The 24,513-nt window shown below is 70.0% G+C and carries 27 protein-coding genes and 1 pseudogene; all 28 read right to left on the bottom strand.

Going from position 1 to position 24,513, the window contains the following annotated elements:
* Positions 1 to 9: 9 nt before the first annotated feature.
* The 28 genes and pseudogenes from K2M58_RS03000 to K2M58_RS02865 all read right to left on the bottom strand — a co-directional run bounded on the left by K2M58_RS03000 (position 10) and on the right by K2M58_RS02865 (position 24,487).
* On the bottom strand, positions 10 to 726 hold the full coding sequence (locus tag K2M58_RS03000; protein ID WP_252393578.1) for an undecaprenyl pyrophosphate synthase: 717 nt from the start codon (positions 724 to 726) through the stop codon (positions 10 to 12).
* Positions 727 to 925: 199 nt separating this feature from the next.
* On the bottom strand, positions 926 to 1,483 hold the full coding sequence (gene frr, locus K2M58_RS02995) for a ribosome recycling factor (RefSeq protein ID WP_220678224.1): 558 nt from the start codon (positions 1,481 to 1,483) through the stop codon (positions 926 to 928).
* Between the two features lie 7 nt (positions 1,484 to 1,490).
* A pseudogene (pyrH, locus tag K2M58_RS02990) lies at positions 1,491 to 2,207 on the bottom strand (UMP kinase); the annotation flags it as partial.
* Between the two features lie 19 nt (positions 2,208 to 2,226).
* Positions 2,227 to 2,877 (bottom strand): translation elongation factor Ts, encoded by a 651-nt coding sequence (gene tsf, locus K2M58_RS02985; protein ID WP_220678763.1) that lies wholly within the window; start codon positions 2,875 to 2,877, stop codon positions 2,227 to 2,229.
* A gap of 120 nt (positions 2,878 to 2,997) precedes the next feature.
* On the bottom strand, positions 2,998 to 3,783 hold the full coding sequence (rpsB, locus tag K2M58_RS02980) for a 30S ribosomal protein S2 (protein WP_066200094.1): 786 nt from the start codon (positions 3,781 to 3,783) through the stop codon (positions 2,998 to 3,000).
* A gap of 151 nt (positions 3,784 to 3,934) precedes the next feature.
* On the bottom strand, positions 3,935 to 4,669 hold the full coding sequence (locus K2M58_RS02975; protein WP_220678222.1) for a hypothetical protein: 735 nt from the start codon (positions 4,667 to 4,669) through the stop codon (positions 3,935 to 3,937).
* Positions 4,656 to 4,937, bottom strand: coding sequence for a hypothetical protein (locus K2M58_RS02970; protein WP_066200088.1), 282 nt, complete (start codon positions 4,935 to 4,937; stop codon positions 4,656 to 4,658). Before K2M58_RS02970 ends, K2M58_RS02975 begins: the two co-directional genes overlap by 14 nt.
* Positions 4,934 to 5,737, bottom strand: a complete 804-nt coding sequence (locus K2M58_RS02965; RefSeq protein ID WP_220678221.1) for a sigma-70 family RNA polymerase sigma factor — start codon at positions 5,735 to 5,737, stop codon at positions 4,934 to 4,936. The genes K2M58_RS02970 and K2M58_RS02965 overlap by 4 nt, the downstream gene beginning before the upstream one ends.
* A gap of 35 nt (positions 5,738 to 5,772) precedes the next feature.
* Positions 5,773 to 6,252 (bottom strand): chemotaxis protein CheD, encoded by a 480-nt coding sequence (locus tag K2M58_RS02960; protein ID WP_220678220.1) that lies wholly within the window; start codon positions 6,250 to 6,252, stop codon positions 5,773 to 5,775.
* A complete protein-coding gene (locus K2M58_RS02955; protein ID WP_220678219.1) occupies positions 6,249 to 6,884 on the bottom strand; it encodes a chemotaxis protein CheC in 636 nt (211 codons plus the stop codon). The genes K2M58_RS02960 and K2M58_RS02955 overlap by 4 nt, the downstream gene beginning before the upstream one ends.
* On the bottom strand, positions 6,881 to 7,387 hold the full coding sequence (locus tag K2M58_RS02950; RefSeq protein ID WP_252393515.1) for a chemotaxis protein CheW: 507 nt from the start codon (positions 7,385 to 7,387) through the stop codon (positions 6,881 to 6,883). Before K2M58_RS02950 ends, K2M58_RS02955 begins: the two co-directional genes overlap by 4 nt.
* 30 nt (positions 7,388 to 7,417) lie before the next feature.
* Entirely contained in the window at positions 7,418 to 10,024 is a 2,607-nt protein-coding gene (locus tag K2M58_RS02945) for a chemotaxis protein CheW (RefSeq protein WP_220678218.1), read from the bottom strand.
* A gap of 12 nt (positions 10,025 to 10,036) precedes the next feature.
* Complete coding sequence (locus tag K2M58_RS02940) at positions 10,037 to 10,972, bottom strand: nucleotide-binding protein (protein ID WP_220678217.1); 936 nt, start codon at positions 10,970 to 10,972, stop codon at positions 10,037 to 10,039.
* On the bottom strand, positions 10,969 to 12,225 hold the full coding sequence (locus K2M58_RS02935; protein ID WP_220678216.1) for a flagellar biosynthesis protein FlhF: 1,257 nt from the start codon (positions 12,223 to 12,225) through the stop codon (positions 10,969 to 10,971). Before K2M58_RS02935 ends, K2M58_RS02940 begins: the two co-directional genes overlap by 4 nt.
* The gene (gene flhA, locus K2M58_RS02930) at positions 12,222 to 14,228 is read right to left on the bottom strand and encodes a flagellar biosynthesis protein FlhA (protein WP_220678215.1); all 2,007 of its coding nucleotides are present in this window, start codon (positions 14,226 to 14,228) and stop codon (positions 12,222 to 12,224) included. The genes K2M58_RS02935 and flhA overlap by 4 nt, the downstream gene beginning before the upstream one ends.
* A gap of 93 nt (positions 14,229 to 14,321) precedes the next feature.
* On the bottom strand, positions 14,322 to 15,419 hold the full coding sequence (gene flhB, locus K2M58_RS02925; protein ID WP_220678214.1) for a flagellar biosynthesis protein FlhB: 1,098 nt from the start codon (positions 15,417 to 15,419) through the stop codon (positions 14,322 to 14,324).
* 11 nt (positions 15,420 to 15,430) lie between these two features.
* Entirely contained in the window at positions 15,431 to 16,180 is a 750-nt protein-coding gene (locus K2M58_RS02920) for a flagellar biosynthetic protein FliR (protein WP_220678213.1), read from the bottom strand.
* Positions 16,177 to 16,449 (bottom strand): flagellar biosynthetic protein FliQ, encoded by a 273-nt coding sequence (locus K2M58_RS02915; RefSeq protein WP_252393514.1) that lies wholly within the window; start codon positions 16,447 to 16,449, stop codon positions 16,177 to 16,179. The genes K2M58_RS02920 and K2M58_RS02915 overlap by 4 nt, the downstream gene beginning before the upstream one ends.
* Before the next feature lie 21 nt (positions 16,450 to 16,470).
* Positions 16,471 to 17,154, bottom strand: coding sequence for a flagellar type III secretion system pore protein FliP (fliP, locus tag K2M58_RS02910; protein ID WP_220678212.1), 684 nt, complete (start codon positions 17,152 to 17,154; stop codon positions 16,471 to 16,473).
* Positions 17,151 to 18,101: a flagellar biosynthetic protein FliO gene (locus K2M58_RS02905; RefSeq protein ID WP_220678211.1), complete on the bottom strand. Its 951-nt coding sequence runs from the start codon at positions 18,099 to 18,101 to the stop codon at positions 17,151 to 17,153. Before K2M58_RS02905 ends, fliP begins: the two co-directional genes overlap by 4 nt.
* 10 nt (positions 18,102 to 18,111) lie before the next feature.
* On the bottom strand, positions 18,112 to 18,474 hold the full coding sequence (locus K2M58_RS02900; RefSeq protein ID WP_220678210.1) for a response regulator: 363 nt from the start codon (positions 18,472 to 18,474) through the stop codon (positions 18,112 to 18,114).
* Positions 18,475 to 18,562: 88 nt separating this feature from the next.
* A complete protein-coding gene (gene fliY, locus K2M58_RS02895; RefSeq protein WP_220678209.1) occupies positions 18,563 to 19,858 on the bottom strand; it encodes a flagellar motor switch phosphatase FliY in 1,296 nt (431 codons plus the stop codon).
* Positions 19,848 to 20,843, bottom strand: a complete 996-nt coding sequence (gene fliM, locus K2M58_RS02890; protein WP_220678208.1) for a flagellar motor switch protein FliM — start codon at positions 20,841 to 20,843, stop codon at positions 19,848 to 19,850. The genes fliY and fliM overlap by 11 nt, the downstream gene beginning before the upstream one ends.
* Before the next feature lie 29 nt (positions 20,844 to 20,872).
* Positions 20,873 to 21,319 (bottom strand): flagellar basal body-associated FliL family protein, encoded by a 447-nt coding sequence (locus K2M58_RS02885; RefSeq protein WP_220678207.1) that lies wholly within the window; start codon positions 21,317 to 21,319, stop codon positions 20,873 to 20,875.
* A complete protein-coding gene (locus K2M58_RS02880; RefSeq protein WP_220678206.1) occupies positions 21,316 to 21,558 on the bottom strand; it encodes a flagellar FlbD family protein in 243 nt (80 codons plus the stop codon). Before K2M58_RS02880 ends, K2M58_RS02885 begins: the two co-directional genes overlap by 4 nt.
* Positions 21,559 to 21,659: 101 nt before the next feature.
* Positions 21,660 to 22,472 carry a flagellar basal body rod protein FlgG gene (flgG, locus tag K2M58_RS02875; protein WP_220678205.1) on the bottom strand — a complete coding sequence of 271 codons (813 nt, stop codon included), beginning with the start codon at positions 22,470 to 22,472 and terminating at the stop codon, positions 21,660 to 21,662.
* Positions 22,473 to 22,610: 138 nt separating this feature from the next.
* The gene (locus tag K2M58_RS02870; RefSeq protein WP_220678204.1) at positions 22,611 to 23,006 is read right to left on the bottom strand and encodes a flagellar hook assembly protein FlgD; all 396 of its coding nucleotides are present in this window, start codon (positions 23,004 to 23,006) and stop codon (positions 22,611 to 22,613) included.
* Entirely contained in the window at positions 23,003 to 24,487 is a 1,485-nt protein-coding gene (locus K2M58_RS02865; protein ID WP_220678203.1) for a flagellar hook-length control protein FliK, read from the bottom strand. Before K2M58_RS02865 ends, K2M58_RS02870 begins: the two co-directional genes overlap by 4 nt.
* Positions 24,488 to 24,513 lie beyond the last annotated feature (26 nt).

The following is a 24,513-nucleotide window of genomic DNA, read 5'->3' as shown; positions in this document are numbered from 1 at the left end:
GCTCACTCCTCACCCCAAGCCGCCAAACCGCCTGTCGCGCCGGCGATACGCTTCCACGGCGGCCTCCAGATCTTCACGGCGAAAATCGGGCCACAGCTTGTCGACGAACCAAAGCTCCGTATAGGCGAGCTCAAACAGCATGAAGTTCGACAGACGCATCTCGCCGCTCGTCCGGATGAGGAGATCCGGATCCGGCAGCCCGGCGGTCGAAAGCGCCGCCGCCACCGCCGCCTCGTCGATCGTCTCCGGCCGGATCTCGCCGGCGACGGCCGACTCCGCCAGCTTCCGGGCGGCGCGGGCGATGTCCATCCTTCCCCCATAATTTAAAGCAAAGTTCAGGATGAGTCCAGTGTTTGCCGCCGTCCGCCGCACCGCTTCCTCGACCGCCGCCCGGGTGTGGGGCGGGAGCGGGTTCGGGTCTCCCATCACCCGAACGCGGACGTTGTTCTGGATCAGGCTCTCCAGCTCGGTTTGTAAAAATTCTTGCGGCAGGGCCATCAAAAAGTCGACTTCGTCCCTCGGCCGTTTCCAGTTTTCCGTGGAAAAGGCGTACAGCGTCAGCACCTCGATGCCGAGCCTGTGGGCAGCCAGCGTCACTTCCCGGACGGCTTTCATCCCTTCCCGGTGCCCCATCACCCGGGGTAGCCCCCGGGCCCGGGCCCAGCGGCCGTTGCCGTCCATGATGATGGCCACGTGCCGCGGCACCGGCAGGCGGGATCCGTTCAGCCGCTCTCGCTCGTCCGGCGACGTCCGGACGAGCGGCCCTTCCCGCCCGCCCGGCGCCACGCCGCCGTCCGGCGCCGGACGCCTCCGCCGCCAAAAGCGCCAAGCCGCCAACGCGTTCCCCCGCTTTCTCCTCGCCGGCCGCCGATCGGAACAGACGAGCCCCCTCGCGGCGGGAGGGGGCGCGTGCAGGTGGCGGCGCTCAAATTTCGAGGATCTCCGCTTCCTTGGCTTCGACGATCTCGTCGACCTTTTTGACGTAGGCGTCGGTCGTCTTCTGCAGCTCGTCCTGCAGCCGCCGGGCGGTGTCCTCGGGGAGCTCGCCGTCTTTTTCCGCCTTTTTGAGCACCTCCAGGGCGTCCCGGCGGACGTTCCGGATGGCGACTTTGGCCTCTTCCCCGTACTTTTTGACGAGCTTGACGAGCTCCCGCCGGCGCTCTTCCGTAAGCGGCGGCAGGACGATGCGGACGACCTTGCCGTCGTTCGTCGGGTTTAAGCCGAGGTCGGATTTTTGGATCGCCCGCTCGATTTCGCCGAGGACGCTTCCGTCCCACGGCGTGATGACGAGGAGCCGCGGCTCCGGCGCCGTGATCGTCGCCACCTGATTCAGGGGGACGTCCGCGCCGTAGTAGCTCACCGTCACCTTTTCCAGCATCGCCGGGTTGGCCCGGCCGGCCCGGACGGAGACGAGCTCCCCCTTAAGCACGCTCACGGCTTTTTCCATTTTGTTGCGGGCTTCTTCGATCACCGGATGGCTCACCGGACTCACCCCCTATGTACGTGCCGATCGGCTCGCCGAGAACGACCCGGCGGATATTGTCCGGCTCGTGGATGGAAAAGACGATGATCGGGATGTTGTTGTCCATGCAAAGGGACGAAGCCGTCGCGTCCATGACGCCGAGGCCGAGGTTGAGGAGGTCGAGGTACGACAGGCGGTCGAACTTCCGGGCGCTCGGGTCCTTGAGGGGATCAGCGGAGTAGACGCCGTTGACTTTGTTTTTCGCCATCAGGATGACTTCCGCCTCGATCTCCGCCGCCCGGAGGGCCGCCGTCGTGTCGGTCGAAAAAAACGGGTTGCCGGTGCCGGCGGCAAAGATGACGATCCGGCCCTTTTCCAGGTGGCGGATCGCCCGGCGGCGGATGTACGGCTCGGCGACCTGCCGCATCTCGATCGACGTCTGCACGCGGGTCGGGACGCCGATCTTCTCCAGCGCGTCCTGAAGCGCCAGCGCGTTCATCACCGTCGCCAGCATGCCCATATAGTCGGCGGTCGCCCGGTCGATCCCCTCCCGGGAACCGGCGATGCCCCGCCAGAGGTTGCCGCCGCCGACGACGACGGCGATCTGGACGCCGAGGGCGTGCACCGACTGGATCTGCCGGGCGACGGAGGCGAGGACTTCGGCGTCGAGGCCGAAGCCCCGCCCGCCGGCCAGCGCCTCACCGCTTAACTTCAGCACCACCCGGCGGTAGATCGGTCGCTCCATGCGCCTCCCCCCGCCGGCCTTACGCCTTCACCTGGCGCATCACTTCTTCGGCGAAGTCTTCCTTCTTGCGCTCGATCCCTTCTCCGAGCTCGAAGCGGACGAAGCGGCGGACGACGATCTTTTCCCCGATCTTCGCCACGAGTTCGTTCAAAAGCTCGCCGACGGTCTTGGACTCGTCCCGGATGTACGGTTGTTCAAGCAGGCACGCTTCCTTGTAAAAGTTTTTCATCCGCCCTTCGACGATCTTCTCGACGACCGCCTCGGGCTTCCCCTCGTTCAGCGCCTGCTGCCGGTAGATCTCCTTTTCCCGGGCGACGACGTCTTCCGGAACGTCCTCCTTCGAGACATACCGGGGGGCGTTGGCGGCGATCTGCATCGCCACTTCCCGGACGAACGCCCGGAAATCGTCGTTTTTCGCGACGAAGTCCGTCTCGCAGTTCACCTCGACGAGGACGCCGATGCGACCGCCGGCGTGGATGTAGCTTTCGACGAGCCCTTCGGCGGCGATGCGACCGGCTTTTTTCTGCGCCGCCGCCATCCCGCGCTCCCGCAGAATCTGGACGGCCCGCTCCATGTCGCCGCCGGCTTCCTCCAGCGCCTTTTTGCATTCCAGCATCCCGGCGCCGGTGCGCTCCCGAAGTTCTTTGACCATGCTCGCCGTGATGGCCATCGTGCAACCCTTCCCTTCGTCGATGCTCACGGGCCGCCTTCTCGCCCGTGGCCTGAAAAAAGGGTGGCGGGACGCTCCCTCCACCCTTCCGCCTGTCCTCCCGAAAAGCGGCGGCCGGCCTTACGCGCCGGTCGCGGCCTCGGCGTCTTCCGTCTCGTCGTCGCCGTCGCCAAGCTCGGCTTCCGGCGCTTCGTCCTCCGCTTCGTTCTCCGGGGCGACGTCCCGACCCTGGCGCCCCTCCAGGATGGCGTCGGCGATCTTCGACGTGATGAGCCGGACGGCCCGGATGGCATCGTCGTTCCCCGGGATGACGTAGTCGATCTCGTCCGGGTCGCAGTTCGTATCGACGATGGCGACGATCGGGATGCCGAGCTTCCGGGCTTCCTGGACGGCGATCCGCTCTTTGCGCGGATCGACGATGTAGACGGCGTCCGGAAGCCGCTTCATCTCCCGGATGCCACCGAGGTATTTCTCCAGGCGCTCTTTTTCTTTGCGCAGCCGGTTGACTTCCTTCTTCGGAAGGACGTCAAACGTGCCGTCCGTCTCCATCTTTTCCAGTTCCTTGAGGCGGCCTATCCGCTTCTGGATGGTGACGAAGTTCGTCAGCGTCCCGCCGAGCCAGCGGTGGTTGACGTAAAACATGCCGGCCCGCTGGGCCTCTTCCCGGATCGTCTCCTGCGCCTGCTTCTTCGTCCCGACGAACAGGACCGTGCCGCCTTCTTCGGCCAGCTGCCGGACGAAGCGGTAGGCTTCTTCCAGCTTGCGGACGGTCTTCTGGAGGTCGATGATGTAGATGCCGTTCCGCTCGGTGAAGATGTACTTCGCCATCTTCGGGTTCCAGCGGCGCGTCTGGTGCCCGAAGTGGACGCCGGACTCGAGGAGCTGCTTCATCGAAACGATGGACATGGAGATCCTCCTTTGGGGTTCGCCTCCGCCCCCTGCACCGCCCGGCCGACCGCGGCGCGGCCCTTCGGCCGCCCAAACCGCGGCACCCCGCGGGCCTTCGGGAGCGTGCGTCGATGACCGTTCCCTACTATAGCATAACGCCGCCGGTGATTCAACCGCGCCGCGGCGCCCGCCCTTCGGTCGGCGCCTCCGGCGGCCGAAGGCCCGGTCCCTCCGGCCGGAAAGGCGCCTCCTCCGGCGCACCGCCGAAGGCACCGAGGAGGGCCACCTCCCGGGTCCCCCGGCCGAGGTCCCGGGCGACCTTCTCCGGCGCCTCGCCCGCCCGAAGCCGCCGGAGGGCTTCCTCCCGCCAGCCGTCGGAGGCCGAGGAGGCGCCGGCGGCGGGAGACGCCGCCGGGCGCCCGGGGACCGCCGGAGCATCCGGCGCCCCGGCCGCGCCGTCCAACCGCCCCGGCCACGGGCGCTCTTCCGGCCCCTTTCGCCCTTCAAGCGGCGATCCGGACGGGCTTTCCGCACTGCCCGGGAAAAGCGGCGATCGACGGTCGGCGATCGCCGCTTTGGCGGGGTCGCCTGCGCCGGGCGGCGCCGGCCCCGGAGCCCCGGCATCCTGCGGCGGGGCGGCGGGGATCCTACCGCCGGCCGGCGCCGCGGCGCCGCTGGCCGGACCGAGGCCCGGCGCCTCCCCCGGTCGGGCGTGCCACAGAGCGTCGAGGAGCGCCCGGTTCTCCTCCTCCAGGCGCTCGACCGCCTCCAGAAGCGCCTGAAGCGCCGCCTCGAGCTCGGCCACCTCCCGGCCGGCCGCCGGCCGGTTCGACCGGACATGAAGCCAGAGCGCAACCGCCGCGAGGCCGAGGGCCAAAAAGGCGAGGAGGTCAGATCCGGACATCGAATCTTCCGCCTCCGGTCGCCCCCGCTCCGGCCTCACCCGGCGCCGCGCGGCGGAAAGCGGCCGGCGGCCGCCGGCCGGTGCGGGCGTCGACCTCCCCGAACGCCGCCGCTTCGGCGGTCAGCCGCCGCCGGCGGCGGTCGTCGTCGACCCGGCGGGCGGCCTCCTCCGCCTGCGCGGCAAGCTGTCCCGCGAGCGCCTGCCGCTCAAAGGCCGCCTCCAGCGACCGCGAAAGCGCCACCTCCAGTTCCACCGGCCTGAAGTTCACCGTTTGTCCCCCTTCCCTTCGGCGCCGGGGCCGTCCACCGGCGCGTCGTCCCACCACGGGGCGAGGACGGGCCGGAGGCGCCGGAGCGCCTGCCCGTGCAGCTGGGAGATGCGGGACGGAGAGAGGCCGAGCACCGACGCCACCTCACTCAGCGTGAGGCCTTCGTAATAAAAGAGCGCGAGAACGATCCGCTCCTTTTCCGGGAGGGCGGCGATCGCCTCGGCCAGCGCCTGCCGGAGGGCCGTCCGGACGCTCGCGTCCTCCGGGAGCTCCGCGGATTGGTCCGGCACCTGCTCGAAGGGCGACGCTTCCTCCCCGTCGGACGGAGTGCCGTAGGCGGCCGAGCGGGAGCGCTTCAGGGCGGCGAGGGCCGGAAGCGTGAGTCCGAGCATCCGGGAGACGTCCCGATCGTCCGCCCGCCGGAGGCGGGACTGCTCCAGGCGCGCTCGGGCGTCCTCGTACCGCTTGAGCTGATCCCGGGCGCTCCGGGTGAGGGCGTCGCCGGCCCGGAGGCCGTCGTAGATCGCCCCGCGGATGCGCCAGAAGGCGTAGGTGACGAATTTGAGCCCCCGCTCCGGATCAAACTTCCGCACCGCATCGAGGAGCCCCAGGTAGCCGTAGCTCCGCATCTCGTCGGCCTCGGCCCGGCCGCCGAAGCGGCCGGCGAGGGTGCGGACGGCCCGTTCGACGAGATAAGCGTACCGCTCCACCAGGGCGTTTTCAAGCGTTCGGGAGCCGGTCTCCTTGTACCGCCGCCAGAGTTCTTCCAGTCCGTTCGAGGCGATCGGTTCCGGGTCCACCGCCAGATCCCTCCTCGCCCAAGACCTCGGCCGCGTCAGAGCACCCGGACCTCCTGCCGGGCCGTCCGGACGGTAAGCGTGCCGTCGGCGAGTTCGAGCTCGATCGTTCGGCCGACGTGGCCGCCGGTATCTTCCGCGACGATCGGAACGCCGTGCGCCCGAAGCGCCGCCCGGGCCGCCTCGACGTTCCGGGCGCCGATGAGGAGCGCTTCGTTTTGGATCTGTCGGAACATGTGGGCGCCGCCGGCGAGCTTGGCGACGATGAACGGCCGCCGGGCGCCGAGGGCTTCCATCTGCCGGAGGAGTTCCGGCACCGCCGTATCGGCGAACTTGCCCGGGAGGACCGCGCCCCGGGCGTGGGACGAGTCCGGCAGCATGATGTGGGCGAGGCCGCCGACCCGGGTCGAGCGGTCGTAGAGGGCGATGCCGACGCAGGAGCCCAGCCCGGCGGTCCGGAGACGGCCGGGATAAGCCAGCGCCGCCAGTTCGGCGATGCCGACGCTCACCACCGTCACGGCCCGGACACCCCCAGCGCCCGAAAAATCGTCTCGAGGGAGTCCGGCGACGGGAGCAAAAACAGCTGCGCCTCGATCGCCGCCTCGCCGGGGGACGGCCCCTTCATCTCCGCATCGATGACGAGGGCCACGTCGCCGACCTTGCCGGCCTCCAGGAGGCCGTAGACGAGGATCGCCTGCCCCATGTCGACGGTCGCATCCGGCACGCCGGGGACGATCCGGAGGCCGGTAAAGTCGGCCAGCGCCGAAAGGAGCGACCCGGCGAGGATGTTGCCGACCTCCTTGAACGCCGACCACTCCAGCGGAGAAAAACCGTCTTCCTCGCCGGAGGCGGCCTCGATCCCCGGGAGCAGCCGGCGAAGGAGCGTCCGGACGCCGTCCGGCGGAAAGAGAAGGAAAATACTCCCCTCGATGTCGCCGCCAAAAGCGAGGTACGCCGCGGCCACCGTCCGCTCCTCGCCGACGAGGGCGCCGACGTCGGCGAGCCGGAGCAACCGGGCCGACGGCACCGACATCTCGATGCGGGTGCCGGTGAGCTTGGCCAGCGACGTCGTCGCGTGGGCGGCGCCGATGTTCCCGATCTCCCGGATGAGGTCGAGGTGGAAATCGCTGAGCGGACCGATCCCGTTCACCGGCCGCCCTCCTCCGCCGCCTCCCGAGCTCGGGCGGCGGAGGCCCGCTCCTCGTCGGTGAGCACCCGGGAAAGGTCCAGGAGGACGATGAGCGCCTCGTCCCGGCGGACGATGCCTTCGACGTAGGCCGACCGCACCGTCGTCGCCACCGCCGGCGGCGGCACGATCGCCGCCTCCGGCACGTCGACGACGTCCTCGGCCCCGTCGACGACGAGGCCGACCAAAAACTCTCCGTCCCGGACGACGAGAAGACGCGCCTCCTCCTCCGCCTCCCCCGGCGGAAGCCCCAACTTCAGCCGGAGATCGACGACCGGGACGACGACGCCCCGGAGGTTCACGACGCCCCGGACATACGCCGGCGCCTCCGGCACCCGGGTGATCGGGAGCATCCGCTCGATCGACTCGACGTGCTTCACGTCGACGGCGTACCGCTCGTCGCCGAGGGTAAACACGACCAGCTTTCGCTCCGACGGCTTGGCCTCCTCTTCCGTCCACTCCAGCACCGGTCTCACTCCTTTGGCTTGAAATGGGCGTCACCGGCCGCTTCCGGCCGGCTCCGCGAGGGCGAGCGGTTCAAAAAAGGCCGCCGGCTCCACGACGAGGGCCACCCGGCCGTCGCCGAGGATCGTCGCCCCGAGAAATGTCCGAACGGCTTTGAGATACGCGCCGAGGGATTTCAGGACGATCTCCTGCTGCCCGAGGAACCGGTCGACGATCAGGCCGGCGAGCCGGTCATTCTTTTTCACGACGGCGACGAACAGGACGCCGCCTTCCCCCTCCGGCCTCCGGACGGCGCCGTCGTCGGCGAGAAAGGGCGGGGCGTCGGTCCGGAAGAAGCGCCGGCCGTCGACGAGGGGGACGACCGCGCCCCGAAGGTCGATCACCGGCTGCCGGTGAACGGTCCGAACGGCCTCCGGCGGGATCCCGAGCGTCTCGACGAGATCGGCGATCGGAAGGGCGTAGGTCTCCCCGCCGATGTCGACGAGCATCGCGTACAGGATGGAAAGCGAAAGCGGCAGCTGAAGGCGAAAGAGGGTGCCCGCCCCCCGCTTGGAAAAGACATCCACCCGGCCGCCCAGGGACTCGATCCGGCTTTTGACGACGTCGAGGCCGACGCCCCGGCCGGAGAGATCGGTCACGACATCCGCCGTGCTGAAACCGGGCTGAAAGAGGAGCTGGAACACCGCCGAATCGGACATCGACGCCGCCTGTTCCGGCCGGACGAGCCCCCGATCGATCGCCTTTTTCAGCACCTTCTCCCGGTCGATCCCCCGGCCGTCGTCTTTGACCTCGATGTAGACGTGGTTGCCGCTCGGGTAGGCGACGAGTTCGATCGTCCCCTCCGGCGGCTTCCCCGCCGCCTTACGCTCCGCCTCCGATTCGAGGCCGTGATCGATGGCGTTACGCAAAAGATGCACAAGCGGCTCCCCGATCTCGTCGACGACGGTCCGGTCGAGCTCCGTCTCCTCGCCCCGGATCACGAGGCGGACCGACTTCCCGAGTTCCCGAGCGACGTCCCGGACCATCCGGGGAAAGCGCTGAAACACGTGTTCGACGCTCACCATCCGGATGGCGAGGATGAGGCTTTGCAGTTCGCTCCCGGTTCGGCTCATGTGCTCGACGATGTCGGCGAGATCCCGGTGGCCGAGCTCCCGGGCGATCAGTTCCAGCCGCCCCCGAGCGATGACGAGTTCGCTGAAGAGGTTCATCAGCTTGTCCAGCCGCTCGGCGTCGACGCGAATGACCTTCGCCGGCGCCTTCCGGCCCGCCGGCGCCGTTCGGTCACCGGCGGTCGGTCGGCCCGCCGCCGGGGCGGAAGGGGCCGGAGGGTCCGCCTGCCCGGCGGACGGAGGTTGCGTCTGTCCGGCGGCCGAACGTTCCGCCCGGCCCGCCGCCGACCCGTCGGCCGGTCCCGCCCCCTGAACCGGCGGCGCCCCCAGCTCGATCGCCCGAACGTCCCGGATCTCGCTGATCCCCCGCACCGCACAAGCCACGGTTTCCGGATCGGCATCGGTGAGGAGCGTCAGGACGAAGGCGTCCTCAAAATCGCCGTCTTCCAGCCGGTCGGCCGGAGGCGCCGTGTGGATGACCTCGCCGAAGCCGGCGGCGGTCTGATAGACGACGTACGCCCGGGCGCCTTTTAAGAGCACGCCGGGGACGAGGACGACCTCGAGGCGGACGGCCCGTCGGCCCTGCCGCAGGGCTTCCCGGATCGCCGACCGGTGATGGGGCTCATAGTCGGCGTACGTTTCCACCGAAGCGGTCGCCCCCGGCGTTTCGGTCGATGCGGACGGGCCGGGCGCGGCCTCCTTGGCCCCCTGGTCGGCCGCCCCGTGCGCGGTCGCCCCGGATGCGGCGTTCAGGGCCGTCACCGCCACCGTCTCGACGTCGGCCACCCCCTCGACCGCCCGGCGGACGGCCGCCTCCGGCTCGGCGCTTACCACGGTGAGGACGAACGAGCGGTCAAATTGCCCTTCTTCCAATTCCTTGACCGGCGGATGGCTGTGGACGATCTCCCCGAGCGCTTCCAGGGCGCGGTAGACGACGTACGCCCGCGCCCCCGGCAGAAGGGCGTCCGGCCGCAAGACGACTTCCACCCGGAAGACGCCGAGGCCTTCGGCGAGGGCCTGCCGGATGATCTCCCGGTGGTAGACGTCGTAGTCGTCGGGAAGGGCGCCGGCCGGCGTCTTCCCGGCGGAAGGCGGAGCGCCGGCGGCCGCCGTCTCGCCCCCCTTCGGTGGAGCCAGTGCCGATCCTTGGGGTCCGCCGCCCAGCGACCGAAGCGCCGCCACGAGATCGTCGATCGGCGCCTCGCCCGACCCGCCGCCCTCGATGTCCCGGAGCATCGCCTCCATCCGATCCGTCGCCCGAAACAGGATGTCGACATCTTCCGGGCGGAGCGTCGTTTTGCCCTGACGGACCGGGTCGAGGGCGCTTTCGAGCTCGTGCGTCAGTTCCGCGAGGCGTCCGAACCCCATCGTGGCCGACATCCCTTTTAAGGTGTGGGCGGCCCGAAAGAGGTCGTTGACCGTCTCCCGATCCGTCGGGTCCTGTTCAAGCCGGAGGAGCCCTTCCGTGATCCGGCCGACATTTTCGCGCGATTCGTCGAGAAACATCGCCAAATATTCGCCGTGGTCCATCGTTAAGCCCCCTTATGAGGAAAAGAGGCGCGCTTTCAGGCGGGCGACGAGGGCGCCGAAGGGGCGGCCCGCCGCGGCGGGCGGGGCGGGCGCCCCGGCGCTCCGGTCGGGGTCTTTGCCGCCGGCGCGGGCGACAAGCCGGACGGCGAGCCCGGCAAAATCCCGGCGGGCCCTGGACCGTTCCGGCAGCGGAAACGGCGGCACCCCCTGCCGCGCCGCCCGGGCGATGACGTCGTCCTCCCGGACGACCCCCAGAAGCTCCGGCCGCCGGCCGAGGAAGTGTTCGGCGATGTCGCCAAACCGCTCCGCCAGGCGCCGGCCGGCCGCCTCATCCGGCACGCGGTTCGGGACGACGAAGACCGCCGCCTGCCCCGCCTGGACGAGCCATTTGTAAAGGCCGTACGCATCGACGAGGGCCGCCGCCTCCGTGGATAGGACGAGAAGCACCCGGTCGACAGCGAGGAGCAGCGCGCGGGCGCCGGCGCCGAGGCCGGCGCCGAGGTCAAACAGGGCGACATCGTACGGCCGGTCCACCGCTTCCAGGGCGGCGATCAGCCGGTCGACGAGCCGCCGCTCGTCGTCGGCCTCCCGGACATCGGCGCCGCCGATCCCGGCGAGCAGGTCGAATCCGCCGGCGACGGGCGTGACCGCCGCGGAGAGGGGCGATCGGCCGGCGGCGACGTCGGCCAGCGTCGCCTGCGGGCGGATGCCGAGGAGGACGTCGGCATTGGCAAACCCGAGGTCAGCGTCGATGAGGACGGTCCGCCGGCCGAGGGCCGAAAACGCCCCGGCGAGACCGACGGCGACGTGGGACTTGCCGACGCCGCCCTTCCCGCTGGCGACCGCCAGCGTCACGGTCGGCCGCCGGCCGGCCTCGACCGGATTCGTCGGGGGGACCGCCTGAGCCCGCTCCATGAGCGCCCGGAGACGGTCGGCCTGGCCGTTCATGCGTCGGCGCCTCCCAGAAGCCCGTCCACGAGCGGCGCCGCCTCCAGGGGCCGGAGGTCGTCCGGCACGTTCTGTCCGTCGGCGAGGTAGACCGCCCGCACCGGAAAGCGCAGGACGGCGTTCAGCACCTGCCCGAGGCGCGGCGCTTCGTCGAACTTGGTAAACACGAGGGCGTCGACGCCGAGGGCGGAAAACCGCTCGATCAGCCGGGCATTGTCCTCCCACTGGTGGGTGAGGGCGAGCGTGAGGAGAAAGAGCGCTCCGCCGTCAAGGGGGCGGAGCGCCTCGACGACCGGCCGGAGAGCGTCCGCCGCCTCCGGGCTAAAATAGTTCCGACCGGCGGTGTCGACGTAGACGGTCCGGCCGGCGGCGAGATGATGCGCCGCCGAGCGAGCGGCCTCGCCCGGCGAATACGCGACCGCAAACGGAACGCCGAGGATGTCGGCGTACGTCCGGAGCTGCTCCACCGCCGCCACGCGAAAGGTGTCGGCGGTGATGAAGGCGACCCCACCGCCGCCCAGACGGTCCCGGGCGGCGAGCTTGGCCGCCGTCGTCGTCTTGCCGACGCCGGTCGGGCCGACGAGGGCGACCAGCCGGGCCGGCCGGCGGGGCGGACCGACCTTCTGCTTCAACCAGCCGGCGAGGATCGCCGCGGCCGCCTGGCGCATCGCCGCCGGATCGCCGGCGGTCTCCGGCCGCCGGCGGAGGACGGCGGCGTGCAGCCGTTCCACCCAGCGGGCCTCGACCCCGTGCTGAAAAAGCGCCTCCGCCGTCGGCCAGAACGCCGGGACGAACGCCCGCCGGTTTGGCGGAAGCCCCCCGAGGGCCGCCGCCCAGGAAGGGACGGACGTCTCCGCCGGCGGGTCCCCGGCCGCAAGAAGTGCCCCGGCGGCCGCCGGGCCGCCGGCCGGCCGCCGGGCGAACGCCCCCTCGGACCCGGCCCGGACCCGGCCCGTCCGCTCCATCGCCGCCAGCACCGCCTGCCGGCGCGCCTCCAGCCCGGCCGCCCCATCCTCCGGTTCCGGCGCCGGGCCCGACGGAGGAACGGCGGACGGCGCCCGGTCGCCGCCCCGTGGAGCGTCGCCCTCGTCATAAGCGGCGACGACGACGACCCGGCCGCGGCGCAGCCAACCGAGGAGTCCCTTCGGCCGTTCCCGGCGGGACGCGAGGATGATCGCCCGCTCGCCCCACTCCGCCCGCACCAGGGCCAGGGCCTCCGCTTCGGTGGCGGCGACGAACTGTTTGAGCTTCATGAGGCCGTCACCACGCTTATGCTCTGGACTTCCACCGTCGGCTCAAGCTCGTTGTACGAAAGCACGGTCCAGTCCGGCTGAAGCCGGGTGAGGAGGTCGGCGACGTGGCGCCGGACCGCCGGCGAGGTGAGGACGACCGGCGGCTCGCCGGCCGCCTCAAACGGCCGCCGCGCTTCCTTTAGGCGCCGGAAAAACGCCTCAAGCTCTTCGGGAGAGAGGGCGACGAACTCTCCGAAGTCCGTCCGCTGAATCCGCTCGAGGATCTTCTGCTCGAGGTCGGGCCCGAGCTGAATGACCCGGATCACGCCCTCCCGGGCAAACTGCGCCGTGATCTGCCGGGCGAGCGCCTGCCGGGCGAATTCCGTAAGAAGCGCCGGGTCCTTCACCTTCGCGCCGTGGTCCGCCAGCGCCTCGAAGATCGTCGGAAGCCGTCGGATCGAGATCCGCTCCCGGAGGAGGCCCGCCAGGACCTTCTGCACCTCCCCGACCGTGAGCACGCCGAGGAGGTCGTCGACGAGGGCCGGGTGCCGCTTCCGGACGTGATCGACGAGGGCCTTCGTCTCGTCCCGCCCGAGGAGCTCGTGGGCGTGGCGCCGGATGAGCTCGGTGAGATGCGTCGCCAGCACGCTGGACGGATCGACAACCGTGTAGCCGCCGAGCTCCGCCGCGTCCCGATCCTGCGGATCGATCCAGTACGCCGGAAGGCCGAAGGCCGGGTCGACCGTCCGCTCGCCGGGAAGCTCCCGCTCGCCGCCGACGGCAAACAGCCGGTCCGGGCGCACCTCGCCGCGGCCGACGACGGCGCCGTGGATCTTGATGATGTAGGCGTTCGGCCGAAGCTGGAGGTTATCCCGGAGACGGATCGTGGGCACGATGAAGCCGAGCTCGAGGGCGAGCTGACGGCGGATCATGAGCACCCGCTCCATGAGATCCCCGCCCTGCTTCGGGTCGGCGAGCGGAATGAGGGCGTAGCCGAATTCGACTTCCACCGGTTCGGCGTCGAGAAGCTCCAGGGCGCTTTCCGGCCGGACGGGCTCCCTGGGGGCCTCCGCCTCCGGCGGCGGGGACGGCGCTTTCGCCAGTCGGTCGATCCGGTAGCCGCCGAAGGCGACGAGGCCGGCCAAAGGCCCGGCGGCCAAAAACGGGATCGGCGTGAGCACCCCGAGCAAAAGGAGCACCCCGGCGACGATGTAGAGAAGCTGCGGGTAGGCAAAAAGCTGCGTCTCGAGCTCCCGGACGAGTCCTTCGCCGGAGGCGGCCCGGGTGACGAGGATCCCGGTGGCGGTCGAGACGAAAAGCGCCGGGATCTGGGCCACGAGGCCTTCGCCGACAGACAGGACCGTGTAGATCGACGCCGCCTCCGAAAGGGACTTCCCGTGGACGAGGACGCCGATGATGAGCCCGCCGACGATGTTCACCGCCAGGATGATGAGCGCGGCGATGGCGTCGCCTTTGACGAATTTGCTCGCACCGTCCATCGCTCCGTAAAAATCGGCCTCCCGCTCGAGGGCCGCCCGCCGCCGCCGGGCCTCCGCCTCGTCGATGAGGCCGGCGCCGAGGTCGGCGTCGATCGACATCTGCTTCCCCGGCATCGCATCAAGGGTGAAGCGGGCGGCGACTTCCGCCACGCGCTCGGCGCCTTTCGTGATGACGAGGAACTGGATGATGACGAGGATGAGGAAAACGATGAAGCCGACGACCGGCTCGCCGCCGACGACGAAGCTGCCGAAGGCGTGGATGACCTCGCCGCCGGTCATGCGGCTTAAGATCGACCGGGTCGTGGAGACGTTGAGCGCCAGGCGAAAGAGCGTCGTAATGAGAAGGAGCGTCGGAAAAACCGAAAACTCCAGCGGGTCCCGCGTGCTCATCGCCACGAGGAGGACGGTGAGGGAAAGCGCCAGGTTGAGCAGGATGAGAAAATCCAGAAGCGGCGGCGGTAGCGGCACGACCATCATCAGGACGATGGCGACCACGCCGATGAACACGACCGCTTCCCGGCGCACGAGCTTCCCCCCTTTCGGCGGCTTCCGGCGAGCGAGCTCCGGCGTCCCCGCCCCCGCCGCCCTCCGGCCGGCGACGAACCGGCCCCCCCACCGCTACGGCCCGCCGAGCGTGCGGCCTTTTTTCCGGTAGACGAAGGCGAGCACCTCCGCCACCGCGCGGTAAAAGGCCGGCGGGATGCGGCTGCCGAGCGGAACATCCCGGTAGAGGGCCCGGGCGAGGGGCGGGTTTTCCACCACCTCGACGCCGTGCCGGCGGGCGACTTCCCGGATGCGGAGGGCGAGAAAATCCGCCCCTTTGGCCACGACCCGCGGCGCCGGATCCCGGAGGGCGTCATAGCGGAGGGCGACGCTTAAGTGCGTCGGGTTGGTGATGACGACGTCGGCCTTTGGCACTTCCTGCATCATCCGCCGCGTCGCCAGCTCCCGCCGCCGGCGCCGGAGGCGGCTTTTCGTCAGCGGATCCCCTTCGGTCTTTTTCCACTCGTCTTTGAGCTCCTGCTTCGTCATCCGGAGCTTCCGGGCATAATCGAACCGCTGGTAGCCGAAGTCGAGGGCGGCGACGACGGCCGACGCCAGCGCCGCCGCGAAAAGGAGTCGGAGCGAAAGGTCGCCGACGGCGGCGGCGACGCCGGCCGGCGCCATCGCGGCGAGGGCCGGGAGCCGGGCGAGCTCGTTTTTCAGCACGCCGTAGAGGACGGCGGCGAGAAAAGCGGCCTTAAGGAGCGCCTTCCCGAGCTCGACGAGCGCCCGGAGGCCGAACAGGCGCCGGAGGCCCTGGATCGGATCGATCCGGGAGAGCTGCGGGAGGATCGGCTCCACGGCCATGAGGCTTCCGACCTGGACGTACTGGCCGAAAAAGGCCGCCGCGAAAACCGCGCCGAAAAAAAGCCCGAGCCACGGCATCACGTCCCGCACCGCCTGAACGAACGCCGTCCCGATCCCCCCGGGCGTCGCCGCCTCCGGCCCGAAAGACGCCGCCCGGTAAAACGCCGCTTCGAAGGCGGCGACGATCCGCCCGCCGACCGCGGCGAGGGCGAGCGTGCCGGCGAGGAGGACGAACGCCTGGGACACCTCCGGGCTTTTCGCCACCTGGCCTTTTTTTCGCGCCTCTTCTTTTTTCCGCGGCGTCGCCGGTTCCGTTTTTTCCTCGGCAAAAAACTGAAGCGCCACCGGGTAGGGAAGCCGGTCCATCCCGTTTCCTCCTAGCCGCCGGCCGAAAGGCGGAGGATCATCGCCGCCAGCCGGTCGAAAAGCGGTCCGAAGGCGGCGGCCATCGCCGGAAGAAAAACGCCCAGGGTAAACAAGGCGCCGAAGATCTTCACCGGCAGGCCGACGACGAAGATGTTCATCTGCGGCACCGCCCGGGACAAAAGCGCCAGGGCGAGGTCGACGACAAACAGCACCGCCGCCATCGGCGCCGCAAACAGCGCACCGAACGCGAACACCTGGGCCGTCCAGGCGGCGAGCGCCGGCACGATGGGACCGTCCAGCCGGAGCGGCCCGTCCGGGGGCCAGACGGAAAAGCTCTGAAGCACCGCCGCGATGAGCGGCCGGTGGGCGCCGGAGACGAAGAACACGAAGAGCGCCAGAAGCGAAAAGAGCTGCCCCAGAAGCGGCTGCTCCGCCCCCGTCCGCGGGTCGAGAACGTTCACGATGGCGAGTCCCATCTGATAGTCGACGAGACCGCCGGCGACATCGAACAGGGCAAAAAACAGCTGCACCGCAAAGCCGAGGGCGAGGCCGAGGAAAGCGTTCATGAGGACGGAAAGCGGAAAGGTACCGTCCGGCTCCGCCGCCGGCACCCCGGCGACGAGGACGACGAACGCCGTCGCGAGGGCGAACGCCGCCCGGCCGAGCAGGGAAAATCCCCTGAGCGCAAACGGCGTCGCCACGAGGAAAAACGCAAAAAGCCGCGTCATGACGAGCACCGCCGTCCCGACGAAGGCCGTCATCCGCCGGCGGCCCCCCGGGCGAGTTCGAACATGAGCCGGGCAAAATCGACGATCGCGCCGAAGATCGCCCGACCGAAGACGACGAGGGCGACGAGGACGGCGACGATCTTCGGGATGAACGCGAGGGTCTGCTCCTGGATCTGCGTCGTCGCCATGAGGAGGCTCACGACGAGGCCGACGAGAAGCCCGGCGCCGAGGGGCCAGGCGATCGCCCGAAGGACCGTCCAGACCGCCTGTCCGACGACGTAAAGCCCCATCTCCGCCGACACGGGACGCCTCCTTCCCGGTCGCTAGCGCTGAAACGAAAGAAGCAGCGTCTCGACGACGAGCGACCAGCCGTCGACGAGGAGGAAGAGGAGCACCTTAAACGGCAGCGAAACCATCACCGGCGGCAGCATCATCATCCCCATGCCCATGAGGAGGCTCGCCACGACGAGATCGATGACGACGAACGGAAGGTACAGATAAAAGCCCATCTTGAAGGCCGTGGTGAGCTCGCTCACGACGAACGCCGGCACGAGGGCCGCAAGCGGGATGTCCTCGACCGACTCCGGCGGCGGATACCGGCCGTAGCTCAAAAAAAGCTGCAGGTCCTTCTGCCGCGTCGACTGCGCCATAAACGTCTTGAGCGGGACGACCGCCCGGTCGATCGCCTCCTCGGCGGTGATCTTCCCGTCGACGTACGGCCGGTACGCCTCATCGACGATCGTCCCGATCGTCGGGGCCATGATGTACGCCGTCATAAAGAGCGCCAGGCCCACGAGCACCGGGTTCGGCGGGATCTGCTGCGTCGCAAGCCCGCTCCGGACGAAGGCGAGGACGACGACGATCCGGGTAAAGCTCGTCATGAGGACGACGATCGCCGGCGCCAGCGTGAGCACCGTAAGGAGAAGAAACAGCCCGATCGTCGTCTGCCCCTGGGCGGGGGCGTCCGGCCACCAGAGCTTAAGGAGCGTCTCGAGGTCCACCGTCATCGCCCCCCGCCGTCCCGCCGGTGGAACCGATCGTCAAGCCGCCGCCGGGCCTCCCGAAGGGCCGCCGCCTGCGCCGTAAGGCGCCGCGCCCGGTCGAAAAGCGCCGCCGAGAGCGCCGGAAGCCCTTCCGGGCGCGCCGGCCGACCGGGCGCCTGAGACCGGCCGCCCGGCGGCGCCCCGCCGTCCCGATCGGCGGCCGCCCGATCCTCGCGCCGGCCGGCTTCTTCCCCCTCCGCCTTCCATCCCCGCTCGGGTTCCGCCTGGATCGCCGCTTCCGCGGCGACGCCGTCGGCGAGCCGGTCGAGGAGGGTGACCGCCTCGCCCACGCCGAGGAGATACCGCCGGCCTTCGACCTCCACCACCGCCACCGCCCGCCCCGGCGCCAGGGGCTGGATCGCCTTCAGGCTGAGCCCGGTCGCCTCGCTTCCGAAGGCGCCGAAGGCGACGGCCCGCCGGAGGCGCCTCACAAGCGCCCCGAGGCCGAGGAGGAGGGCGACGACGAAGCCGAGGGCGAGGATGACCTTCAGCGCGCCGGCGATGCCGGGTCCGGCCGGCCCCCCGGTGCGGGGGTCGGCGAGGGGGCGGGCGTCGCCGGATGGGGCCGAGGACGGCCCGGCGCCGTCCCCTTCGGCCGCCCGGCGCTTGAGCCACGTCGCCACCGTCTCCTCCGGGTCGGCGGGCTTTCCGGGAGCGGAAGGCGCCCCGCCGTTCGCCTGACCGGAAGCAACCGCCGCCGCGCCGCCGAAGGCGGCCGCCGGTGCGATCCACCCGGCCGTTTCGGCCGCCGCGCGCCGGCCGGATGCGGCCGCGCCCATGTCGCCGGCGGCCGGAGCCCATCCGCCGGAAGCGGTCGCCGCGGTTCCCCGCGCGGCCGGCGCGCCGGCGACGACGAGCGCCGCCAAGATCCCCAGAGCCCACCGAACCCGGCGCCCGCGCCCTCCGTTCACCGCCCTCACCTCACCCGAGCAACTTTCGGACCGCCTCGAGCACCCGCTCCGCCTGAAACGGTTTGACGATGAAATCCTTGGCGCCGGCCTGGATCGCCTCGATCACCATCGCCTGCTGTCCCATCGCCGAACACATGATGACCTTCGCCTGGGGATCGATCTTTTTGATCTCCTTGAGCGCCTGGATGCCGTCCATCTCCGGCATCGTGATGTCCATCGTCACGAGGTCCGGCTTAAGCTCTTGGTACAGCTTGACGGCTTTGGCGCCGTCCGGCGCCTCGCCGACGACCTCGTACCCGTTTTTCGTCAGGATGTCTTTGAGCATCATGCGCATGAACGCCGCGTCATCCACGACGAGGATTCGCTTTCCCATCGTCGACCTCCAATTCGGTGCGCCGTCGTTTCGCCGAACGCCTTGCGTCCCGCCTGCCGGACGCCGTGCCTTCCGCCCCCGCCGGGGCTTAGGACTCCAGCGTGCCGAGGCGCTCCCAGGGGCTAATGATTTCCGTCACCCGGACGCCGAAGTTCTCGTCGATGACGACGACTTCGCCGCGGGCGATCCGCTTGTGGTTGACGTAGATGTCCACCGGTTCGCCGGCGAGTTTGTCCAGCTCGATGATCGACCCCGGAGCGAGGGAGAGGATGTCCTTGATGAGCCGCTTTGTCCGGCCGAGCTCGACCGTCACCTCGAGGGGAACGTCGAGCAGAAGCTGGAGCGTCTCCGACCCCGCCCCGACCGGCGCGGAAGCCGAAAGGTCCGGAAAGACCACCGGCTGCACCCGGGCTCCCGCCGGCCCGCCGGAGGGCGCGCCGGCCGCTCCCCCCGACGGCGCTTCAGCGCGGCCCGCTCCCGCGCTTCGCGGGGCCTCCCCGCCGACCGGAGCGACCCGGGCGGACGGCCTCGCCGCTTCGCCGCCCGGCGCCCGGCCGACGTCCGGCCGCTCCGTCCCGCCGTATCCCGCTTCGGGAACGTCGGGCCTCCCGCCCGCTTCTTTCCCGGCGCCCGAAGACGAAGGCGCCAAGGCGTCCGGCGCCGGCGCATCGCCCGCCGGCTCCGCCGCGCCGCCGAGCAGGCGGGCGACCATGGCCTTGGCAAACGGAAGCGGGACGAGCTGCATAATCGACGAGTCGACGAGGCGGCCGATCTTCAGCCGGAAGGCCACGCGAACGAGCCGCCGCTCTTCGGACAGGGGCCAGAGCCCTTCGTCGGTCGGCCGCTCCATGAACCGGGCCTGCGGCGGCGAGATGTTCACCCGGCCGCCGAAGACTTCCGACATCGCCGTCGCCGCCGAGCCCATCATCTGATTCATCGCTTCCTGAACCGCCGAAAGCTCGAGCTCGCCGAGATCGTCCCCGACGCCGGTCCCGTCCCCGCCCATCATGAGAGACGCGATCACCGCCGCGTCCCGGGCCCGAAGGAGGAGGGCGTTCGTCCCCTGAAGCCCCTCGGTGTAATCGACGAACACCGCGACGAGGGGATAGGCCAGGTCGTCGTACAGCGCCGCCGTCTCCACAACGGACACCATCGGCGTGGTGATCTCGACCTTCTGATTCAAGATTTGCGACAGCGCCGTCGAGGCCGAACCGAAGCTGATGTTGCCGATCTCCCCGAGGACGTCCGCTTCCAGTCCGTCGAGTTCCGCCGCGACCTCCGGCGCCGAAGGCGGAACGTCCGTCCCGGCGTCGTCCTGAACGGCCCGAAGGAGGGCGTCGATCTCTTCCTGGCTCAACAGATCCCGGTTCTTTTCATCCGCCATCGGCGTCATCCTCCTTCACCGGCCCCTCGACGAGGACCGCGAGCTTGCGCCGCGACCGGCCCGGGCGGACGGTGAACTTCGGCCGGGAGCCGACGTAGAGGAGAAGCGGCTCCTCCGTGCGGCGGTTCAGCCGGACGACGTCGCCGACCTCGAGCGACAGGAGTTCCCGGAGGAGTAGCGTTGCCCGGCCGAGCTCCACGACGACCGGCACCGGCGTCCGGGCGATCTGCCGCTCAAGCCGGGCCCGCTCCTCGTCGGTCAACTCCCGCCGGACGGTCGACAGCATGTGCCGGGCCGTCAGGCGGTTCAAAAGCGGTTCGAGCATGACGTGCGGCAGGCAGATGTTCATCATCCCGCTCATCTCGCCGATTTTGGCGCTGAGCGTCACGACGGCGACGATTTCGTTCGGCGAGATGATCTGAAGAAACTGCGGGTTCGTCTCCACATCTTCGAGCTCCGGCGTGAGCTCGATCATCTGCTGCCACGACTCCCGGAACACCTGCCCGGCCCGGGTGAGAAGCCGCTCGACGATCCGCTGCTCGATCTCCGTCCAGTTATACCGCTGAAACGGCCGCGCCCCGCTCCCGCCGAGCACCCGCTCCAGCAAGGCGTAGGCGAGCGCCGGCGAAAACTCGATGAGAAAATTGCCTTTGAGCGGCGCGGCCGAATAGACGCCGACGATCGTGCTGGCGCCGATCGAGCGGATGAACTCCTCATACGGCAGTTGGTCGACGGAGGCCACCGCGAGGCTGACGTAACTCCGGAGCATCGTCGAATAATGCGTCGAAAGCAGCCGGGCGAAGTTTTCGTGAATCCGCGTCAGCGTCCGGATGTGGTCCTTGGAAAAGCGGAGCGCCCGCTTGAAGTCGTACGCCCGGACGCGAGCGGAGGCCTCCTCTTGCCGGAGCGCCTCGACGTTCATCTCTCCGGACGTGAGGGCCTCAAGCAGCGCGTCGATCTCCGCCTGGGACAAAACGTCGCTCACAGGATGCCCCCCTTTCCCGCCGGCGGGGGTCACTGGATCACCTTTTTCGTCGTCGCCACCTTCAGGATCTTCCCATCCGGGAGATACGGCCGGAGCCGCTCGGCGACGGCGGCCTCCATCTTGGCGACGCCCTGCTCCGTGAGGAGCTCCTCGGACGTCATTTCGGACAGGACGCCGATCACTTCCCGTTTGACGATGAACATGGCCTCTGCCAGGGCATCGGCCGCCTTTTTGGAATCGGTCATGATCGTGAGATTAAGAAGAATGTAATGCTTGTCTTTGAGGTCGGTCGTCAGATCGCCGGTCTCGACGCTGTATTTGGCGTAACGAAGGAGGTCCCCGCCTTCTTCCGCCCTGGCCGGCGCCTGAGACACCGGCGGCGCGATGACATACCGCCAGAGGAGGGCGGTGACGACCGCCAGCGTGCCGATGGCGACGATGAGGACGACGGACAGACCGATGAGCCGCTGTCTCATGGCACCGACGCTCCGCCTCGTTCGGGGTCGCCCGCCGTCGGCGCCCGGAGGAGCCCGCCGGGGGCGAGGTCCCGGACGGCGGCGACGAACCGCCGGACGACCTCGTCGGCGGACTCCCGGACGACGAGTTTTTTGCCGGTGACGAGGGTGATGACCGTATCCGGCGTCGCCTCGACGGTCTCGATGAGAAGCGGATTGAGATAATAACGCTCCCCGCTCCGGCGCGAAAGTTCCAGCACGCCGCCCCCTCCTCCTCGGCCGCGGCGGGACCCGGCCGTTTTTGACGCCGACCGGATCGCCGGCCGGCGAACCCCTCAGGATCATTTCAGGTGGGCCGATGTTAGCGCTTCAGGTTGACCAGTTCCTGCAAGACCTCATCGGACGTCGTCGTGATGCGGGCGTTCGCCTGGAACCCCCGCTGGGCGACGATCATCTCCGTAAATTCGGTGGTGAGGTCGACGTTGGACATCTCCAAGAAGCCGGAGAGGATCTCCCCGCGCCCTTCTTCGCCGGGCGGGCCGATGAGCGCCAGCGGATCCGTCTCCTGATCGGCGTTGGGCGTCATCCGGTAGCGGCTCTCGCCGACCTTCTCCAGCCCGGCGGGGTTGGCGACGCGGACGACGCCGATCCGGACATCGGTGTTGATGGTCCCGTCGGCGAGGACCTGGATGATCGTCCCGTCCTTGGCGATCGAGAAGCTCTGGAGGCCTTCGTCGAGTTGAATCGGCCCGCCACCTTCATCGAGGACCAAAAGCCCGTCGGCGGTCACCAGCTGCCGCGCCGCATCGACGTAAAAGTTCCCGGCCCGGGTGAGATAGACGTTTCCGGCCGCATCCTGAACGGCGAAAAAGCCGCTCCCGTCGATCATGAGGTCCGTCGTCGCGCCGGTCATCATCGGGCTTCCCTGGGTAAAGAGGGTGTCGATCGAGCGGATCTTGCTCCCGAGGCCGACCTGCATCGGGTTTATCCCGCCCCGGGTCCCTTCTTCCGGCGCCGTGACGCCGGCGATCGTCTGGCTCAGGACGTCGGCGAACATCGCCCGACCGGCCTTGAAGCCGACGGTGTTCACGTTGGCGATGTTGTTCGCCACGACGTCCAGCTTCGTCTGAAAGCCCCGCATCCCCGAAACGCCGGTGTAGAGCGAGCGGAGCATCGAACTCCCCCTTTCGGTCGCCTGAAGGCGACGATCTTGAGGCGGCGGGCCAAAGCCGCGCCGATCTTCGGCGCGACGCGGCGCGGAGCCGGCGACAGCAGGCGCCCGCGGCGCGCTCCGACCCCCGACGGCGCGCCCTTAGGCGTTCTCCGGCGGCCGGTCGCCGGACGCCGGCGCGGCCTCCAGGGCGGAGGCCCCTTCCGGCGAACGTTCGCCCTCCAGGCGCCGGCGGATCGCTTCGATCTCCCGGTTCATCGCCGCGATCCGGTCGTTCAGCAAAACGAGCTGTTCCAGCGTCGCAAACGCCGCAAGCTGCTGCATGAATTCTCGATCGTTCACCGGCGAGAGCGGATCCTGGTACTTGAGCTGGGCGATGAAGAGCTTCAAAAAGTCGAGCTCCCGAAGCGCCCGGAGGCCGGCCGCCTCCCCGGGGCCGGCGGCGCTTTCGTCGGCCGTCCGGGATTCCGCCGGCCGAGCGTCCTGAGATGCCGCGAACATCCGCGCCTCCCCGGCGACGGCCCCGACGTCGTTCATGTCCGTCCCTCCTCGATCGAGCGCGAAAACTCCCGCCCGTCCCCTTCCCGCCGCCGCCGGCGACGGTCGTCCTCCGGCGGCCGCTCCCGACCGCCCTCTCCGTCCGGCCGCACCCGAACCGCGTCGGACCCCTCCGCCCGGACGGCGACGTCGATCCGGTCGACGGCCCAGCCGGCGGCGATGAGGCGCGCCCGAAGCGCCTCCAGGTGCCGCTCGGCCCACGCCCGGGCGTCCTCGCCGGCGACGGCAAAGACGACCGCGAGCCGATCCCCGTCGGCCTTCAGGACGACGTCCATCACGCCGAGGCCGTCCGCATGAAGCTGCAGGCGAAGGTGCGCGGCGCGGCCGTCGGCCCGAAGGAGCTCCGCCCGCGCGACGAGCGCCTGAAGCTCCGGCGGAAGGGGCGCCGCCGGCGCCGGTCGCCAGAGATCGCCCCGGTGGACGAGCTGCAGAAGCGGAAGCGAACCGCCGAGCACCCCCCGATCTCCGGCGCCCGGCTCGCGGTGGCCGGCCGGCGATCCGCCGTCCGCCGAAGGCGCGGCCTGAGGCGAGACGGTCCTGGCCGGAGGCCAATCCGGCCCGTCCGACGATGCCTGAGCGACCGCCTCCCGGGAGGCGGCAGAAATGAGCCGCGCCACCGCCGCCTCGAGCCGGGCAAGATCGGGAATCCGGGCGAGGACCGGTCCCCGACCGTCCGCCTGCCCCGATTCGGTTCCCGTCCCCCCGGCCGAGGCGCCGGCCGGCGACCGGGCGGGCGGCCGGGCGTTCGCCGGGCCGATCCGATCACCCGGAACATCTCCGCCTTCGACCGCGAAAGAGGCGAAAGCGGCGGCCCATGCGGGGGCCTCGGCCGGTGAAGGAGCCACCTGAGCTGCGGCGGATTCGGTCGTCGATCCGGCGGCCGCCCGTTCCGGCGCCCTCGCGCTTTCGGGCGGACCCGAGGCCGGCCGGCCGCCCGCTCCGGTCGCCGATCCGCCGGCGCCGACGGCATCACCTACTCCGGCCGCCGACGCGGGGAGCCGAGCGGCGATGAAACGCCCGCTCCACCCGGCCCAAGCGCCGTTCGCTCCGGCGGAAAAACCGTCCGCTCCCGCGTCGAAAGCGGCGAAGCCGATCGAGACGTCTGCCCCGACGGCGGGGACGGCGAGGTCGGGCGGAAGGGCGTCCAAGGCCGCGCCGGCGGCCTCGCCGAAGGCCCCGGCCGAAGCAAAAGCGCCGGAGCCTTCCGGGGCCTCTTTCAGCGCCGAAGGAAAGCCGCCGGATCCGGTACCCGCCGGTTCTTCGAAAACGTTCCCCAAAACGCCGGCGCCCGGAACCCCTCCGCCGCCTTCGGCGCCACCGGATTCGCCCGCGGCTTCGCCCATCGCCACAAGCGCCCAGACCGCCGCCCACGCCACCGCGGCGTCCGGCATCCGGCGGCGGTCGCCGGATTCGGACGCCGGCGACGGGACCGCCGCCGCCGGACCGATCGTGTCGGCCATCGTTTTCCTCCTTTCCCTTGCCGGTG

The sequence above is a fragment of the Hydrogenibacillus sp. N12 genome (assembly GCF_019645935.1).
Classification (GTDB): Bacteria; Bacillota; Bacilli; order Thermicanales; family DSM-22653; genus Hydrogenibacillus; species Hydrogenibacillus schlegelii.
The sequence above is the reverse complement of the archived record's forward strand: the minus strand, read 5'-3'. Positions and strand labels throughout refer to the sequence as shown.

Coding starts and splice junctions, on each gene's coding strand:
- K2M58_RS02870 (WP_220678204.1), bottom strand. CDS start 23,006: ATGAACGACGTCGGGGCCGTCGCCGGGGAGGCGCGGATGTTCGCGGCA.
- fliP (WP_220678212.1), bottom strand. CDS start 17,154: ATGACGGTGGACCTCGAGACGCTCCTTAAGCTCTGGTGGCCGGACGCC.
- rpsB (WP_066200094.1), bottom strand. CDS start 3,783: ATGTCCATCGTTTCGATGAAGCAGCTCCTCGAGTCCGGCGTCCACTTC.
- K2M58_RS02900 (WP_220678210.1), bottom strand. CDS start 18,474: ATGGGAAAGCGAATCCTCGTCGTGGATGACGCGGCGTTCATGCGCATG.
- K2M58_RS02935 (WP_220678216.1), bottom strand. CDS start 12,225: ATGAAGCTCAAACAGTTCGTCGCCGCCACCGAAGCGGAGGCCCTGGCC.
- K2M58_RS02975 (WP_220678222.1), bottom strand. CDS start 4,669: ATGTCCGGATCTGACCTCCTCGCCTTTTTGGCCCTCGGCCTCGCGGCG.
- K2M58_RS02920 (WP_220678213.1), bottom strand. CDS start 16,180: ATGACGGCCTTCGTCGGGACGGCGGTGCTCGTCATGACGCGGCTTTTT.
- K2M58_RS02940 (WP_220678217.1), bottom strand. CDS start 10,972: ATGAACGGCCAGGCCGACCGTCTCCGGGCGCTCATGGAGCGGGCTCAG.
- flgG (WP_220678205.1), bottom strand. CDS start 22,472: ATGCTCCGCTCGCTCTACACCGGCGTTTCGGGGATGCGGGGCTTTCAG.
- flhB (WP_220678214.1), bottom strand. CDS start 15,419: ATGGACCGGCTTCCCTACCCGGTGGCGCTTCAGTTTTTTGCCGAGGAA.
- tsf (WP_220678763.1), bottom strand. CDS start 2,877: ATGGCCATCACGGCGAGCATGGTCAAAGAACTTCGGGAGCGCACCGGC.
- K2M58_RS02885 (WP_220678207.1), bottom strand. CDS start 21,319: ATGAGACAGCGGCTCATCGGTCTGTCCGTCGTCCTCATCGTCGCCATC.
- K2M58_RS02865 (WP_220678203.1), bottom strand. CDS start 24,487: ATGGCCGACACGATCGGTCCGGCGGCGGCGGTCCCGTCGCCGGCGTCC.
- K2M58_RS02945 (WP_220678218.1), bottom strand. CDS start 10,024: ATGGACCACGGCGAATATTTGGCGATGTTTCTCGACGAATCGCGCGAA.
- fliY (WP_220678209.1), bottom strand. CDS start 19,858: ATGGCGGATGAAAAGAACCGGGATCTGTTGAGCCAGGAAGAGATCGAC.